This is a genomic window from Streptomyces sp. NPDC002690 (genome assembly GCF_053592415.1).
The window spans coordinates 34,282-50,456 of the sequence record NZ_JBSFVR010000017.1 but is presented as its reverse complement, the minus strand read 5'-3'; the positions used below and the strand labels follow the sequence as shown (position 1 = coordinate 50,456).

Below are 16,175 nucleotides of genomic sequence, written 5' to 3'. Positions count from 1 at the left end.
CGTCCCGAAGGGCGACCGCCACGGTCCGGGCCGCCCTCCGCCTGGTCCGCGACGACACGTTGCGATCCTCGGTCGTCCCGAAGGGCGACCGCCACGGTCCGGGCCGCCCTCCGCCTGGTCCGCGACGACACGTTGCGATCCTCGGTCGTCCCGAAGGGCGACCGCCACCGCTCCAGGAGCGTGAAGAGGTCGGCAGCCCCGGCGTTGCGATCCTCGGTCGTCCCGAAGGGCGACCGCCACGTTTGTACACGGTCAGGATGATGCGATCTTGTAATAGTTGCGATCCTCGGTCGTCCCGAAGGGCGACCGCCACGCCATCGAGGACGCGGCCTGACACGACGTCTCGGAGTTGCGATCCTCGGTCGTCCCGAAGGGCGACCGCCACCCGTCCTCCGCGTCAACAACACCGCGACCGGTGCGAAGTTGCGATCCTCGGTCGTCCCGAAGGGCGACCGCCACCGTCCTCCGGGACGCCCGCAGCCGGTACCGCACCGAGTTGCGATCCTCGGTCGTCCCGAAGGGCGACCGCCACCAGCGGCGTGCCGCCCCACCTGGCCTTGGTGTGCTTGTTGCGATCCTCGGTCGTCCCGAAGGGCGACCGCCACCTCTCGTCGAACAAGCTGTCGCTCGTCCCGTACAACTGGTTGCGATCCTCGGTCGTCCCGAAGGGCGACCGCCACCCTACCGCTGGTTCGTGCCGCTGTCCGCAGTCGAGTTGCGATCCTCGGTCGTCCCGAAGGGCGACCGCCACGCTGCGCCCGGACAAGCTGACGCCAACCGCAGCGAAGTTGCGATCCTCGGTCGTCCCGAAGGGCGACCGCCACGCCGCTACAGGCGGATGGTCCACCGGTCCAACGGCAGTTGCGATCCTCGGTCGTCCCGAAGGGCGACCGCCACTCTGCCCCGATGGGGGTCCCCTCGCGCTGGTGGGCGTTGCGATCCTCGGTCGTCCCGAAGGGCGACCGCCACCCAGCCACTTCATTTTCACCCGCGATGGATGAGGAGGTTGCGATCCTCGGTCGTCCCGAAGGGCGACCGCCACTGCCGCCGCGCCGGTCATGCGGGAGCTGTCCATCCCGTTGCGATCCTCGGTCGTCCCGAAGGGCGACCGCCACCGTGGACACCCCCGTTCGTGTCTGGCGGAAGACCACGGCGTTGCGATCCTCGGTCGTCCCGAAGGGCGACCGCCACGCGGAGCGGGATGGTGGTGTGCACTGCGTCTCCTCGGTTGCGATCCTCGGTCGTCCCGAAGGGCGACCGCCACCTCGTCGCCTCCATCGGATGGAACCGATGAACATCGTTGCGATCCTCGGTCGTCCCGAAGGGCGACCGCCACCCGCAAGATCGCTCCGGGCGTCCGCAGCGACTACGTGGTTGCGATCCTCGGTCGTCCCGAAGGGCGACCGCCACCTCGCGAAGGGATGCACGTCAGCCCGCGAATCCGGGGTTGCGATCCTCGGTCGTCCCGAAGGGCGACCGCCACGACGGCGACGACGAGACCATCACCGTGGAGTTCGAGTTGCGATCCTCGGTCGTCCCGAAGGGCGACCGCCACGCTGCTTGACCAGCGGGAACAGCATATCGGCAACTGTTCTCGGGGAAGCTAACGAGCGACAGAATCGCCAAATAAGGGCATTTCACTTCGGCGTGATCTGCGTGTTGTGTGTGTGCTTGAGGTTCCGAAGCAGTCAGAGCACCAAGTCCTGACGGTGTGCTTCGATCTGGGCCGTGCCGAGCGTTTGTACGTCGGCGAGGCCCTCGGAGGGCAGCCGGTAGAGGCGCACGCTGTCGGTGTCCGGGTTGATGATGTCGTTCACCGATGCCGTGAGTTTAAGCAGATCTGTGTTGCTGGCGATGATCTCGAAGACGGATTTCTGGACTCGAAGCCCGTGGCCTTCGCAGAGTTTCGCAACGCGGCGGAGTCTGCGGCGGCCTTCGGGGGTGGTGGTGTCGACGTCGTAGGTCAGGAGAAGGTCCATCACGCTGCCGTCCAGGGGAGGTAAGCGGGTAGGTCGCCGCGGAGGTGGCGGGCAAGGATGCGGGCCTGGACGACGGGGAGGAGGCCCGCGGGGACGTCCCGGCCGGCGATGGGGTGTTCCCAGGGTTGGGCTTTCCATTCTTGCCAGGCACCGAGGACCGTGGTGCGGCCTTCGTCGGTGAGGCGTACGGCTCCTCCGCTCAGGACCTCGAAGTGTTCGCCGCGGATCTGGCGGCGGTTGAGCAGGGTGAGAAGGAACCGGTCGGCGAGGACGGGGCGGAACTCCTCCATGAGGTCAAGGGCGAGTGCGGGTTTCCCGGGACGCAGGCCGTGGAGGTAGCCGATGTGCGGGTCGAGGCCGACTTGTTCGGCGGCTCCGTGGACGAGGCTCCTGAGCAGTCCGTAGGTGAAGGAGAGCAAGGCGTTGACAGGGTCTGTGGGTGGTCGGCGGTTGCGGTGGGTGAAGGGTGGGATGTCCTTGGAGGGACGGAGTGCATAGCTGAGAGCGGTGAAGTAGGCGCGGGCGGCGTTGCCTTCGATGCCCATGGCGATGTCGAGCGACTCGGCGTCGCGCGTCGTGATGAGGGCTGCGGCGAGTTCGTCGGCGTGGGTTCTGATCCTCAGCCGTGCGGCGGGTTCGGCGTCACGGGCGGCGCGAAGGAGGATCCAGCGGCTGTTGCGGATCTTCCCGGCGACCATGTTTCGGGCGATGTCGAGGCGGGCGGCAGCGTCGTCGTGGATCTGGTGCTGGGCGTGGCGCAGGAGCACGTTGCCTTTTACGGCTCCGTCGAGGCGGGCGAGGTAGCGGCCGCCTCGGGTCATCCAGATGACGGGACGTCGGTCCTGGGCGCAGCGTGTGATGAGTTCGGTGGAGAGGTTGACGTGTCCGTAGAGGACGAGGGAGTCGATGCGGCGCAGGGGGAGGATTTTTCGGCCGGGGGTTTCGGGGAGGTGGACTCGTAGGCTGTCCTGTTCGAGGCGGAGGTCGGCTCCTTGGGTCTGTACGTAGAGGGTGTTGAGGAGTTCGGTGGTCACTCGTCGTCCTGGTCGTCGGTGCGGTAGAGGCGGGTGAGTGCTTGCTGGTAGCGGCCGGTTGCGGTGAGGAGTTTGGGCATGCAGTCGGTGGCCAGGGAGCAGCGTCGGCAGCGGCTGTCGGCGACGGGGTGGGGCAGTTGGCCGTGGTTGAGCAGGTGTCGGACTTGGTGGGTGGTTTGTAGGACGCGGGAGCGCAGTGTTTGGTCGATGGTGAGGGTGTGGCGGCGGCGGTCGGTGCCGGAGTAGATGGCGGCTTGAGGGACGGGGCGGCTGAACATCTCTTCCAGGCACATGGCTTGTGCTGCGGCTTGGAGATCGGCCGGGCCTCCCGGTAGGTAGCGGCCGGACTTGTGTTCGATGGGCAGGATGCGGCCGTCCGCGTGGAGTTCGACGGTGTCGCATACGCCGGTGAGCCCGTGTTGGTCGTTCCATACGGGGAGGGCGTGGAGGGTGCGGATGGTGCCGCGTCCGTGGTTTCCGGGGGTGTCGACGCGCTGGTGGAGAAGGGTGCCGCGGACGGTGGCGGCGTCGTCGGTCCACGTCTGTTCGAGGAGGATGAGGCCGGCCTGGCGTGGGCAGTAGGCGTAGTGCTCCAGAGAGGAGAGGGAGACCTGGGTGAGGTCTCCCTCTCCTGTCGTGGGCTGGTGCGGCGTGGTCACCCGACGAGCCTCGTGATGGTGACGCTGTCGGGCAGGTCGGCGTCGCGCACGTCGATGCTTCCGTAGTCGGCGAAGTTGCGGGCGGTGGCCTCGCCGAGGGGTTTCACCGTGATGCGGTCGATGAGTTCGTGCGCGGGGGTGCTGCCGAAGGCGTCCGCGTGGGTGAAGACGTAGAGGCCGCGCAGGGCGAGGCCGGCGCGGGCTGCTGCGCGATCGTGCTCGAACATGTGGGTGAAGGCGCGCCAGAGGACGGCGAGGTCGTTCGAGGTGACGCCGGTGCGGGAGGCGAGGGGGGCGCTGAAGTGGCCGGCGCCCTTGTAGAGGCCGTAGGGGACGATGTGCTTGGAGCCCATCTCGGTCTCCTTGCCCTTGTTTTTGCCTTCCTCGGGGTTGTTCCACGCCTCGACGTCTTCTTGCCGGGTCGGGGTGACGCGGGTGATGCCGATGTCGAAGGGGGTGACGGGGTCGATGGAGCGGGCGAAGCCGATCTGGACCGGCCCCTGGACCCGGCCGGCTTTGCGGTCGGCCTTGCCGGTGGACATGACGGCGCCGAACATGCGGACGTCGAAGAAGTTCTGGCACATCCACTTTTGCGCGGTGGCCTGGTTGGTGGCGTTGCCGCCCTGGTCGCCGCCGGCGTAGGCGCGTTCGTGCTGGGCGTTGAGAGCGACGCCGGCCTCGACGTAGATCTCGTAGCCAGGCTTCTTGTCGATTTCGTTGATCAGCGAGACCGTGTTGCGGATCTTCCGCTTGAGGGCGACGTCGGTGATCAGACCCTGGCCGGTCACGGGATCGGTGCGGGGCAGGCCGCCGTTGTCGGGATCGCCGTTGGGGTTGGAGTCGGTGGCTTCGATCAGGAAGACGAAGTCGTGCTTGCGGGCCGGGTCCAGGTGCGGTGCGGTCATGTTCTCGCTACTCCTTGAGGTGCGGGCTCAGTTGAGGGTTGTGGGGCGGGTGGCGGGCGCTGCGGAGGATCACTCCTCCGGGCTGGTCTCGCCCTTTTCCTTCGCGCGCCGGATCCGGTCCCATTTGGCGGCTCGTTCGTGCTCGTATCCCATGACGAAGCGGCCCTGCTGGAGGGGGGTGAGGTGGCGGGGCATGTCGTCGTTGAACAGGCCGAAGAGTTCGCTGAGCCGGCGTTCCAGCGATGCGACAGCCCCCTTCTTGTCCCGGCGCAGGCGCTTGAGATGGGCGTTGGCACCGACTCGGAGGTTGGTGAGGGTGGTGCCTGGGGCGGTGGCCGCGGTGCGGAAGTACTTGTCGCGCAGGGTGGTGTTGAGGTTGGGCAGCGCGGTGGTCTGGATGTCCTCGAGGACGGCGAAGAGACGTCCGCACAGGTAGGAGGCATCGCGGCAGTCGGCGTCCAGGGTCATGGTGACGTGGTCCTTGGGATCGCTGGAGCGGTTGAGGATGAGGCGCAGCAGCGCGATCCGCGCGGTGTCGAGGTGCTGGTCGGCGTGGATGCGCTGCAGGAGCAGCGGCAGTGTCCGGGCGGGTGGCGGGGTGCGGCGCAGGGCGCTGTGGACGAGTTCGGCTTCCAGGCCGTGGGGTGCGCTGTCTTTGGCGTAGCGGCCGTCCTGGGCGCGTCCGCAGCACAGGGCCAGGAGCCAGAGGGGGACGTAGCGGGTGGTGCCTTTCCATCCGTCGTAGACGCCGTGGTCCGTGTACCAGGCGGCGACGGTGGCCTTGAGGTCGGTGAGGGGGATGTCGATCCAGTCACGGACCACGAGGCGGGCGTTGTTGAGGCCGAGGGTCAGTGCGTGGAACTCGTCGTCGTCGACCCGTTGCGCGGTGTGGGGCGTGGGGGTGTTGTCGAGGGAGTCGATGAGGTGGGCGATGTCGGCCGGTTCGGGGGCGTTGCCGAAGAGGAGTGCCATCGCGGAGTCGTCGCCTGCCTGGCGGGTCCACCACACCATGACGCCGTCGTCGCGGAAGCGCCGGCTGTGGGTGTCGGTGGCGAGCAGGTGGTTGAGGACGGCCATGGCCCGGCCGCCGCAGCGGTGGCAGATAGGGGTGTTCACCAGCTGGGTCTTGCCGTCCCTCCCCTGGGCGGCCTTGTTGATGCTGACGAGCTGCCCTTCGTTGCTGCCGCCGCTGGTGGGGACGGCCCCCTTCTTCACCGGTTCCGGGATGGTGGCCAGCAGGGGGGCGGTGGTGCCGCAGACGAGGCACAGGCCGGGCTTGTCGTCGGCGCCGCCCTTGCGTTCCCGTACGACGGACGCCCAGGTGGACTGGGCGGTGGGTTCCTCGTGCAGCCAGCGCGTTGCGGCCATCACCGCAACGGTGTCCTTGGCCTGTACCTCGTCGGGGATGTCCAGGCCGGCCAGGCCGCCGCCCGTGAAGTACGAGCGCAGAGCCGTGGCGCCGGGGTCGTCCCTTTTGCCCTGGGCCCAGAGCAGGGCTAAGTCGCGGTAGGCAGCGTGGCGGCGGTCGGCTTCCTCCCGGGCTTTGTCCGTGGGCGGGTTCGTCTTGTCGGCCTTGGGAACGCCCAGGACGAACTCGGCGGTGTCGACGAGCAGGTAGGGCGGCACTTTGGTGCCGGACCGCTGTACGTAGGGCACCGGCATGGTGCGGGCCTGGTCGCGATTCTTCGCCGAGACCCTCAAGTCCCTCAGCGTGGCAGTGCCGTCCGTGCCGAGGTCGAGAACCCAGTGGATCTGTTTGGTGCGGTAGTACTCGGCTGGCAGGACACCGCCGAGCCGGTCGGCGTACTCGGTAAGCCGTTGCAGCAGCACGGTCAGTTCTCCTTCGTGTCCGCGCGCCACGGGCCCCGGGGCATGTCGACGGACTCCTCGCCCAAGGGCTGCAGGGGTACCTCGAGAACTCCGTCGAGGAGGCTGGCCCTGAACCAGCGGTAGCGTTCGCCCGCCTCCGTGTAGGCGATGGAGTGGAGCATCACCCCGAGCTCTTCGGTGTGATCGAGTCGTAGATGGTCGTGGTCCGGGTTGGCGGGGCCGAAGAACGCGGTGAACTCCCGGCACCCGAAGAACGGCTGGGAGAAACAGGCGCCCCGCTCCACCCGTCGGCGCAGCTGCTCGCGGAACTTCTCCTCGGAGGCCGGCGGATGAGCGGCCGAGCCCTTGAGGGCGTGGGCGGCGACCACGATCTGGGCGTGGATGCGGTAGCGGACGTCGCGCAGGCACATGGTGCTGCGCTGGTCGCGGTCCTCCTCGACGTCGTACCGGCGGCCCTTTCCCTGGCGGAGGTTGCGGTAGTCGGGTCCGGTGATCACGGAGCCGACCTCGTTGCGTCGTAGCCGTGTCCACCGGATCGGTGCCAGAACCTCGATGCGGCGGATCACGTACTGGAACTGTGGCTTCCAGAAGATGGCTTGGAGCAGGCCGTTCGCCGCAGATGGCGTCATCACCTGATAGCTGACCCGTTCCGCTTTCAACTCGGGTCGGGTGAAGCAGGCGAGATCGCCCCAGGTCTCGACGACGAGATCAGGAAAGGCCCATCCGTCGTTGCCGCGCGCTTCTCGGCGTGGGCTGGTGGTCACGGTACTCAAGGAAAGGGCTCCTTCGGTGTGCTGTCGGCTCCGGGCCGAAGAGAACGGGGGTGCCGTGCCGGAACACGGGGTCGGCGACGGCAAGATCAGCCGAGCGGGAGCGCCGGCACGGCAGAGAAAGGCGTCGGACAGGGGTGCGGTGTCAGACGAGGAAGGCGGAGCTGTCCTCGCGGTCCTCGGGATCGAGCCCTCTGACCTCGTCGTAGTGGCCGCGCCATACGACGAGGTCTCCCACGACGGGCTCCGCCAGCCCGGACCGCAGCGCTTCGGCGACCTCGTGGCGTGGCAGGGTCGCAGTGTGCGGCTGCAGGCGGCGCAGGCACTCGGGCCCGCTGGGGTAGGGGGCGCGCAGCCGGTGGATGTCCGCCCAGATCGCGTCTTGCTCCTCAGCCGTCTTCTGGGACCGGACCACCACGACGGACTGACCGTAGACGTCGTCGATCATGCGGAACTCGCGAGCGACCTGGGGGAAGTCCCAGGCCCGGCGCAGTTCCTCGATACGCTCGCCCATGGCGTGGTCCTCGCCCTGGAGCGCATAGCGCTTGGCGTAGTAACCGGCCAGGGCCTCCAGGTCGTCGGGATCGGCCAGCGGATACGGGCCGAAGAACTCAGCGGTAGCTTCAAGGGCGGCGAGGTAGGACAGATCTTTCGGAGTCCCGCCGTCGGAAGGCCGGAACACGACCACCGTGCCCGGCTCTTCCATCCGCGAGTCGCGGTTGCATCGCCCCGCAGCCTGCTGCAACGACTCCGCCGGTGCCCACGCGCGGTACACCGACGGGAAGTCGACATCGACACCGGCCTCGATCAGGGAGGTCGACACGACCCGTACCGGAAGGCCCTCCTTCAGACGGATACGGACCTGGTCGATCACCTCACGGCGGTGCTCCGCGGTCATCCGCGTCGACAAGTGCAGGACCGGACCGGGCGCCGACGAATCCTCGGTGAGAAGGCGGTGCAGGCGCGCCGCGTCCCGGGTGGTGTTGACCACCGCGAGGACCTGATCGCCTGCTCGCTCCTCGATGTCCTCGGCCACGCTCTGCCAGGTCACGTCGTCGCCGAGCTGCCACTCGTACGTCACACGCCTCAGCTCGTCGAACAAGCCAGGCACGTCCTCCAGCATGCCGTGGCGCGGCACCCCGTCCAGTTTCGACAGCGACCAGAAGTCCGGCTGCGTCGCCGAGGCCAGGACGACCGTCGCCCCGTAACGCTCGACCAGCCCCCTCAGCACACTCAGGATCGGGTTCAACAGCCGGTCGGGAAGCGCCTGTACCTCGTCCAGCACGATGACCGATCCCGCCAACCGGTGCAGCTTGCGCATGGCGGAGGGCTTCGCGGAGAACAGCGACTGGAAAAACTGAACCATGGTCGTCACGACGACCGGAGCGTCCCAGTTCTCGGCGGCCAGACGCGCCCAAGCACCCTCGTCGCTGTCTTCATCCAGACTGACGGAACTGTGGTGCTCCAGAACCACCGATTCACGATCCGCGTCCTCCTCCAGAGGATCGAGGAGCGACCGGTACACCGCCGCGTTCTGCTGCGTGATGCTGATGAAGGGCACGGCGAACACGACCCGCCGCATCCCGTGTGCGGCAGCATGGCGAAGAGCGAAGCCGCCGGCAGCAATCGTCTTCGCCCCTCCGGTCGGCGCATGCAGGACATACATACCAGGCTCGCGCGAGGCAGCGGCCACCGCCTCGGCGAAAACCCGTCCGCGGATCTCGTCCACCGGGGACTCCGGCCTCTCCGCCAGGAACGCGGCCCGCCTGTCCTCGAACCTCTGGGACAAGAGGCCCATGTCCCTCGCCGGGGCGAGCCGTGGCGCCGCGAGGCCGTCGAAGTGCGCGCTGGTGTCGAGGAAGTCGGCGTCCACCAGGCAGCTGAAGACCATGCGCACCAGCAGGTCCAGCTCCGTCCGGGCAACCGCCCCCCGTAGGGCCGAGACCCACGGCGGCAACGCCACCGGACCCGTGCGGACGATCTCCGGAACCAGTTCGGCAACTCGCCGAGTAGCCTCACGCGCAGCCGCGGCGTCCGGCCCGCTGCCCCGGAGCGCGGTCAGCACGTCCTTGATCTTCTGCTGGTCTGGCAGACCACCGTGATGCCCCTGCACCGCGGCGGCGAACGGCAGGCCCGCATACTCGGCGGCCAGACGGGTGCCGGCCTCCTTGTGCGGGACCCCCACCGGCTTTCCCTCCGGCTCAGCGCGCTGCAGCAAGCCGTCCTGCCAGGAGCAGCAACCCTTGCCGACGTCATGCACCAGAGCGAGGTACTCCGCTAGGTCCCCAGCCCCGAAAACGTCTCCGAACCTACGCGCGAGAGCCGCCGATCCACGCAGGTGGTCCGTCAGCTCATGCCGCACACCCGAGACCGAACTACGACTATGCGCGTATAACTTCCCTGAAGACACAGAACCCCCATAGCCAGCACGAACCTCCCCGATTCGCCCAGTAGGCAGAAACTACACGAGCCCACTGACAGCCAAAGGAAAAAGTCACACATGCAGGTATAGGGCCTGCTGATGCTGCATCATCGGCACTCACCCGTTCCACGCCCGGACGACGTGAAGGCCGTCAGCAGGTTCGGGACCCCAAGGTGGCCGTCGCCCTCCGGGGCGGCCGAGGATCGCAACCTGCGACGGGACGGGGGTCATGCGGTCCGGGCGGAGTGGCGGTCGCCCTCCGGGGCGGCCGAGGATCGCAACTCCGTGCCGTGGGCGGTTGCCCGTGGCGATGGCTTGTGGCGGTCGCCCTCCGGGGCGGCCGAGGATCGCAACCCTCGGGCGCTGATCGCCGCGTCCTGCGTCGACCCGGGTGGCGGTCGCCCTCCGAGGCGGCCGAGGATCGCAACCGTGAGTGGCCCAAGACGCCGCGACTCTTCCGGGACGTGGCGGTCGCCCTCCGGGGCGGCCGAGGATCGCAACACCGACCCCGACGGCACCCTCTGCCTCGCACCGTCGTGGCGGTCGCCCTCTGAGGCGGCCGAGGATCGCAACGAGTCGGAGACGCCGTCACAGACGTGCGGGTCCTGGTGGCGGTCGCCCTCCGGGGCGGCCGAGAATCGCAACGACGACGGGCTGTTGCCGGGCGACGTGACGCCGGGTGGTGGCGGTCGCTCTCCGGGGCGGCCAAGGATCACAGCTCCAGCGCAGTGCGGAGCCGGAACCCCGGGTCGTGGTGGAAGTCGCCCAGACGCCCCTGCAGCGAAAGATCGTTCAGAGTCAACCTAAAGTTGATGGACTCGGAGCGAGCCGCCAAAGGAGCCCAGGTACAGGATGCGTGACTGGGGGTTTCCCAGGAATCCCCTGCTGCATCGAACCAACGATCTACGCATTACAAGACCATGAGCGATCATGTTGCCGTGTGACTCGTGCTGCCGCTCCATCGCGTTTTGCCTGATCAGCACGGGTGCGTGAGTCTGGCCCGTCCTTCGTCGTGCTGCACCGTCCAAAGGCGTCTGTCCACCGGCTGTCCACCGGTGCGCCTCACAGCCCGGCGTGGCGCGATCGCCTATCCGGGCCACTGACTGGCAGCGTACGCGGTCAGGCTCGATCGTTTGGCCTTTGTCGTACTCTCAACAGTTCTTCTCACAGGCGTCGTGTCGCCCTCAGGTCTGTGGCCTGTACTCGGCTACTCGGGTCCGGAATACCTGGGTCGTCCGAGCGATTGGTTCTCGTGCAGGGATCATGGGAGGGGGACGTACTGGTGGCCGAGCTGATGGTGTTCCGGCGGGACGCTGATGGGCGCGACATCGAGTTGCCCGGTTCGACGGTTGCGCTGGAGGTGGAGCTGCAGCGGCGGGTCGAGGCGGGGATGGAGTCGATGCTCGGGATTCGGTTCCTGGCGTCGGAGTACCCGACTGGTCCGTGGCACCGGGGGCGGATCGACACGCTGGGGCTGGACGAGAACAACACTCCCGTGGTGATCGAGTTTACCGACCGCAGGTAGTCCTGCCCATGATGTCCGTCTGGGACTGTGACCAGCACGTCCCAGGCTTGTTTACCGACCGTGTCCGGGACGTCTGTCATGTTCTGGAGTCGGTACGGAGGACGAGTGGCACGGCACGTGGTGGTCGGGGACCTGAGGGTCCAGCAGATCGAGCGGAAGGACGGGCGGCGGTCATGGACGATCGTGTGGCCCGAGGGGACGGTGCACACGGAGGCGGACCGGTTCCTGCGTCTGCATGATGGTTCGGGAACGCAGAGGACGTACGCGTATCTGCTGGTGGACCATCTGCGGTGGCTGGAGCGAGAGTGCCTGACCTTCGCCGAGGTCCAACTGCGGGACATGGAACGGTACATGGGCATCATCGGTGCCGAGGTCCGCATGCCGCTCGGCGAGCCGTGGCGTGTCGGCAAGCGCCCCTACGGCCACTCCGCGCTGTCGACCGCGGCGGCTTGTCTGAAGGGCTTCTACCTGTATCAGTCCTCCCTCGGAATCAACGGCGAACTCGGCAAGAAGCTCGATAAGTCGCGGCTGCCGTCGCGGGTGGACCGGCGCCGTTCGTTCCTCGGGCATGTCAAGCCGTCGCTGCCCACCAACCCACTGGCGCCGAAGGGGCCGCACCGCCGGCATCCGAAGATGCTTCCGGACGGGGCGAGGGAGAGGCTGCTGGAGACGGTGAACGCCGCCCGGGACCGGCTGGTGGTCACCTGGCTCGCCGACGGCGGGCTTCGCATCGGCGAGCTCTGCGGACTCCACCTGGTCGACCTGCACCTGCGCGAGAACGCGGCCTGCGGCGAGTGCCGCGGCCCTCACCTGCACGTCTGCCACCGGCCCGGCAATCCGAACCGGGCCGAGGCAAAAAGCAAGCACCCCTGGCGGGTCGAGCACGGCATCGTGACCGGCGGGCTGATCAAACGGGTCAGCCCCGCGATGGTGCACACCTACTTCGAGTACCTCACCACCGAGTACCCCCGCGGCGCAGGGCACGGCATGCTCCTGGTCCAGCTCCACGGCGCCGATACCGGACAGCCATGGGCGCCGGTCGGCGCCCGGCGGATGCTCGGCCGGGCCGGGAAACGCGCCGGACTCGGGATCGTGAAACCCCATGCCTTCCGGCACTCGTTCACTTCCGCGGTTCTCGACGCCGCCGACGGCAACCTGTTGATCGCCCGCGACGCCGGCGGCTGGGCCTCGGCGGCGATGGTGGATGAGGTCTACGGACACGTCGACGTCCACGACCCGGTCTTCGACGCCGCCCTGCGCACGGTCTGGGGTGAGCCGAAGTGACGGAGTCGTTGCTGCTGCCGCAGCAGGATGCCCGTATGCGACGGGACCGGCTGGAGGTGCTCACCGCGCTGATCAACGGGCCCGAGTTCGACCCGGCGCTGCGCGGCGGAGTGCTGAAGATCCCGCCGACCCACTCGGTCTATCCGTGGAGCTGCACGGTCGTCGACTGCGCGCGACCCCGCTGGCGGCGCTACGCGATGTGCTCAGTGCATGTCGAGCAGTGGCAGGAGGCGGAGGCGCGCGGTATGAGCCGGGCTCAGTACCTGCGGACCGCGGAGCCGCTGCCAGCCACGGAGATGCCGGAGGCGATGATGTGCCGGATCTGCCCACAGCGGCCGGCGTTCAGCCTGCAACTGGTGCTGTGCTTCCGGCACCGCAACCGATGGCTGAGCCACCTGAAGCGGCACCCCGGCGGGGGCGAGGCGGAGTTCGAACGGTGGTTGGCCGACCAGCCGTCGCTGCCGGGCTACAGTGAGTGCCGAGCGGACGTGTGCGACGAGCTGGCCGCCTCGCCACTGGGATTGTGCGGCGCGCACGAGCGCGGCTACATCCGGGCCGGGCGGCCGGGCGGGGCGATGCTGCCGAAGAACTACTTCGCCACCCACGAGCGCCGTGATCGCCCTGTCCCGGTGACCTGCGAGGACCAGGTCGCCTTCCGCGCCTGGTGCCGCGCACAGCTGCCGGTGCACCGCACCGGAACGGTCAACCTGCGCGGGCTGCGGCCCTTGCTGCAGGCGGAGGTGCAGTGGGGCATGTATGTCCACGGCCTGCAGCCCGTCGCCGTGTGGCATCTGACGTGGGTACAGTCACTCGCGGACGAGTGCCAGCGCCGCGACGTGGCGTCCCTGGCCGGCCTGGATGCGTCCGTCTTCCGCCGCGCCTACCACCAGCGGATGGTCCTGGAGATGCAGCAGGCCCTGCGGAAGATCTATTTCACCCCCTCCGAGACCCGGGATGCCGGCTACATCGAGACCGAGCATTTCGGGGTGCGCTTCCCCTACCGCTCCAGCTACGTCGACCTGACCTGCATCACCCAGCGGTGGCTGCGCGACCTATTGTGGGACCACATCGCCGAGGTGCTGCGATCGCCCACCTGCCCGCGCACCGCCCAGCCGGTGGACTTCGTGCGCCGCGCCGGCGCCGAACTGTCCGCGTTTCTCGAGGCCGAGGCGCCCGGCGGCGGCCACGACCCCACCGTGCTGCGCGGCGAGCACATCCACCGCTTCGTCGCGGACCTGCGCAACCGCGAACGCCTCGGCTTGGCCTTTCGCGGTCAGGCCCGTCTCGACGGCAAGAAGGCGACGGTCACCGAGAACTCGCGCCGGATGGTGTTCAACTACGGCCGGGGCCTGCTGCGCGGCGCGCTGGACCGCGGCAGCGCCGAGCAGAGCGGGCTGGACCGCGGATTCATCGCAGCCATGCCGGTCGGCGGCCCGGGCAAGCCCCGCAGCCGCACCCCCTTCCCCGACCAGGTCGCCCAGGCGCTTGCGGACGAGGCCAATCTGCAGCAACTCGCCGACCGCTATGACCCGCACGACCGCGGCCTGAGGGACATGTGGGAGAGCATCATCGTCACCGGCCGACGAGCCCGCGAGGTCATCCAGCTCCGCCTGGACTGCGTCGGCCGCTACGGCGGGCTGCCACTGCTCTGGCACGACCAGACCAAGGTCGGCAACCTGAACGCGGCCGTCCGTATCCCCGAACCACTTCTGGACCGGCTCGAAGAACGCCGCCGCAAGACCCTGTCCCGGTTCGCCGACCACCATGCCGGCCGCCCGCCCACTGCCGCCGAACGCGCCCATCTGGCCTTGTTCCCCACCGACATCCTCAACCCCGACGGACGCCGTGCTCTGTCCTACACCTGGTTCCACACCGGCTTCCGCAGCTGGCTCGCCGACCTTGACCTCGGCGGTCACTACGTCGCCCACCAGGCCCGGCACACGCTGGCCACCCGGCTGCTGCGGCACGGCGCAAGTCTGACGCACATCCGCCGCTACCTCGGCCAGGTCTCCGACCGCATGGCCGAGCACTACGTCCACCTGACCAGCGCCGACCTGGAGAACGTCCTTCAGCACGTCTGGGTCGCCGGACCAGGCACCACGCATCCCGGTGAACTCCTCACCAGCGACACCACCCCGCTCGCCCGCGAACAGGCCCAGGCTCTGGCCATCGACCTGTCCCGCCGCGGCACCCCCGCCGAGGGCGGGTTCTGCACCTTCCAGCCCGTCGTCGACGGCGGCGCCTGCCCCTTCAGCCTCGACTGCCACAACTGCGACAAGTTCGTCCTGTCCGGCGCCGACCTGCTCTACTGGCGGCGCAAGCGCGAGCAGTGGCGACTGCTGGCCGAGGGCGCCCCGGACGATGCCACTGCCGACTACCTGCACCGCTACTTCGAGCCCACCGCCCGCGCCATCGACGGCCTGGAGAAGGCCCTGGCCGGCCTCGGTCTCCTCGATGACGCCCTCGCCCTGGACCTGCGCAAACCCCAGGACTACTTCCACCGCGTGTGGTCCACGGCCTTCCGGACCGCCGACCTCGCTGACGCGGGCATCGAGGAGGAGAGCGAGTACAGCGATACGCGCTCAGCCGAGGACACCGACCACGAACAGGACGTCGCATGACCACCGCTCCCGCACCGCGCACGGCCGCGGCCCTGGCAGCCCGTCGTCAGAAGACCGGTGCCGCCCTGCAGCGCGTCCACGAGGCCATCGCTCGATTGCGGCGCGAGAAGGCCCAGGTCAGCGTCGCCGCCGTCGCTCGGCGTGCGGGCGTCTCGCGCACCTTCCTTTATGACAACCCCGATGCCCGGGCCGCCATTGCTTCGGCAATGACGGAGGCCGCCGGCGAACGACGGTCGAGGATGCTCGTCGAGCAGGATGACGAACGCGAGGCAACGTGGCGCGAACGGGCGCTGAACGGAGAGGAGGCTCTCAAGGCCGCCCACGCCGAAATCCGCACCCAGCGCATTTCCATTGGTGAACTCCTCGGCCAGATCCGTGTCTTGGAAGCAGAGTGGACCGAGGTGGCCATCCAGCGGATCACCACCCAGAACACCACCCTCAAGCAACGAGTCCGGCAGCTCACCGCCGACAACCGCCACCTCGACGAACGCCTCCAGGCCGCCCGCTCCAACCTCCGCTTCCAGGACCGCCGCATCGCTGACCTCGAAGCCCGACTCGCCGAATCAGGGGCAGGGGCAGGGGCAGGAACATGATTCTGCCCCGGTGAAAACGGCTTCACGTAGAAAGTGCCCTCCGCTGGGACCGACAGAACCCTTCAGCAAGGCTCATCGTCCCAGGTCAGGAAGGCACTTTCACGTTTTCGCCTCACCAGCCGCCGTGCCCAACCGAAACGGCGAAGCTAAGCCAGGAATTTGGGCATTATCTAGTCTTCAAGGCTTTGGTCGGCTTGTGCGGCGTTGAGGGTCTCTTCGACCGTGGCCTCGATGATCCGGGCCTGCTCTGCTGAGCCGAGTTCTGTTCCAGGCGCATCGGCGTTCTGGAGTTGGATGCGGACGCGACGCGTAATCACTTCCGTGCGAGGAGCCGAGCCATCCTTCTTGCTGTCCTTGTACATCGTCCAGGCGAGGGTTGCGATGCTTACGATGAGGGATCCAAGGGAAATCGGATCAAGGTACTGATTAGGGCGGCTGGTGGTTTCGCGGGCGTGGATTGCAACCTCCACGTCGGCGACAAGGGTAGGTGTGTGCTGTGTCGTGACACGTTGGGCTGCGGCCCTGGCACCCATTTCGATCGGGTTAGTCATGA

11 protein-coding genes, 1 pseudogene and 1 CRISPR repeat array are annotated in these 16,175 nt (G+C 68.2%); of the genes and pseudogenes, 4 read left to right on the top strand and 8 right to left on the bottom strand.

From position 1 onward, the window contains the following. Positions 1 to 58: 58 nt before the first annotated feature. Positions 59 to 1,555: a CRISPR direct-repeat array (repeat unit 37 nt; unit sequence GTTGCGATCCTCGGTCGTCCCGAAGGGCGACCGCCAC). Positions 1,556 to 1,688: 133 nt separating this feature from the next. The 7 genes from cas2 to cas3 form a co-directional block, all read right to left on the bottom strand. Then, the gene (gene cas2, locus ACWD3D_RS04560; RefSeq protein WP_451459444.1) at positions 1,689 to 1,979 is read right to left on the bottom strand and encodes a CRISPR-associated endonuclease Cas2; all 291 of its coding nucleotides are present in this window, start codon (positions 1,977 to 1,979) and stop codon (positions 1,689 to 1,691) included. Beyond that, positions 1,979 to 3,013 (bottom strand): type I-C CRISPR-associated endonuclease Cas1c, encoded by a 1,035-nt coding sequence (gene cas1c / locus ACWD3D_RS04555; RefSeq protein ID WP_451459442.1) that lies wholly within the window; start codon positions 3,011 to 3,013, stop codon positions 1,979 to 1,981. Before cas1c ends, cas2 begins: the two co-directional genes overlap by 1 nt. Further along, complete coding sequence (gene cas4, locus ACWD3D_RS04550; RefSeq protein ID WP_451459441.1) at positions 3,010 to 3,672, bottom strand: CRISPR-associated protein Cas4; 663 nt, start codon at positions 3,670 to 3,672, stop codon at positions 3,010 to 3,012. The genes cas1c and cas4 overlap by 4 nt, the downstream gene beginning before the upstream one ends. Further along, positions 3,669 to 4,577, bottom strand: a complete 909-nt coding sequence (gene cas7c, locus ACWD3D_RS04545; RefSeq protein WP_451459440.1) for a type I-C CRISPR-associated protein Cas7/Csd2 — start codon at positions 4,575 to 4,577, stop codon at positions 3,669 to 3,671. Before cas7c ends, cas4 begins: the two co-directional genes overlap by 4 nt. 69 nt (positions 4,578 to 4,646) lie before the next feature. Further along, complete coding sequence (gene cas8c, locus ACWD3D_RS04540) at positions 4,647 to 6,407, bottom strand: type I-C CRISPR-associated protein Cas8c/Csd1 (RefSeq protein WP_451459439.1); 1,761 nt, start codon at positions 6,405 to 6,407, stop codon at positions 4,647 to 4,649. 2 nt (positions 6,408 to 6,409) lie between these two features. Beyond that, positions 6,410 to 7,171 (bottom strand): type I-C CRISPR-associated protein Cas5c, encoded by a 762-nt coding sequence (gene cas5c, locus ACWD3D_RS04535; protein ID WP_451013770.1) that lies wholly within the window; start codon positions 7,169 to 7,171, stop codon positions 6,410 to 6,412. 151 nt (positions 7,172 to 7,322) lie between these two features. Next, the gene (gene cas3 / locus ACWD3D_RS04530) at positions 7,323 to 9,539 is read right to left on the bottom strand and encodes a CRISPR-associated helicase Cas3' (RefSeq protein ID WP_451459438.1); all 2,217 of its coding nucleotides are present in this window, start codon (positions 9,537 to 9,539) and stop codon (positions 7,323 to 7,325) included. A 1,342-nt stretch (positions 9,540 to 10,881) separates the two neighbouring features. On the opposite strand from cas3, the pseudogene ACWD3D_RS04525 reads away from it, so the two are divergent. The 4 genes and pseudogenes from ACWD3D_RS04525 to ACWD3D_RS04510 all read left to right on the top strand — a co-directional run. Next, positions 10,882 to 11,109 (top strand): annotated as a pseudogene (locus ACWD3D_RS04525) (hypothetical protein); the annotation flags it as partial. Positions 11,110 to 11,229: 120 nt separating this feature from the next. Beyond that, complete coding sequence (locus ACWD3D_RS04520) at positions 11,230 to 12,408, top strand: tyrosine-type recombinase/integrase (RefSeq protein WP_451459437.1); 1,179 nt, start codon at positions 11,230 to 11,232, stop codon at positions 12,406 to 12,408. After that, a complete protein-coding gene (locus ACWD3D_RS04515; protein WP_451459436.1) occupies positions 12,405 to 15,029 on the top strand; it encodes a tyrosine-type recombinase/integrase in 2,625 nt (874 codons plus the stop codon). The genes ACWD3D_RS04520 and ACWD3D_RS04515 overlap by 4 nt, the downstream gene beginning before the upstream one ends. Continuing rightward, on the top strand, positions 15,026 to 15,622 hold the full coding sequence (locus ACWD3D_RS04510; RefSeq protein ID WP_451459435.1) for a DUF6262 family protein: 597 nt from the start codon (positions 15,026 to 15,028) through the stop codon (positions 15,620 to 15,622). The genes ACWD3D_RS04515 and ACWD3D_RS04510 overlap by 4 nt, the downstream gene beginning before the upstream one ends. Before the next feature lie 170 nt (positions 15,623 to 15,792). Here ACWD3D_RS04510 and ACWD3D_RS04505 read toward each other — a convergent pair whose 3' ends face one another. After that, positions 15,793 to 16,173, bottom strand: a complete 381-nt coding sequence (locus ACWD3D_RS04505) for a hypothetical protein (RefSeq protein ID WP_451459434.1) — start codon at positions 16,171 to 16,173, stop codon at positions 15,793 to 15,795. Positions 16,174 to 16,175 lie beyond the last annotated feature (2 nt).

What these genes read in the sequence shown, in the direction of transcription:
- ACWD3D_RS04510 (WP_451459435.1), top strand. Translation starts at nt 15,026, where the DNA reads ATGACCACCGCTCCCGCACCGCGCACGGCCGCGGCCCTGGCAGCCCGT.
- cas2 (WP_451459444.1), bottom strand. Translation starts at nt 1,979, where the DNA reads ATGGACCTTCTCCTGACCTACGACGTCGACACCACCACCCCCGAAGGC.
- ACWD3D_RS04505 (WP_451459434.1), bottom strand. Translation starts at nt 16,173, where the DNA reads ATGACTAACCCGATCGAAATGGGTGCCAGGGCCGCAGCCCAACGTGTC.
- cas7c (WP_451459440.1), bottom strand. Translation starts at nt 4,577, where the DNA reads ATGACCGCACCGCACCTGGACCCGGCCCGCAAGCACGACTTCGTCTTC.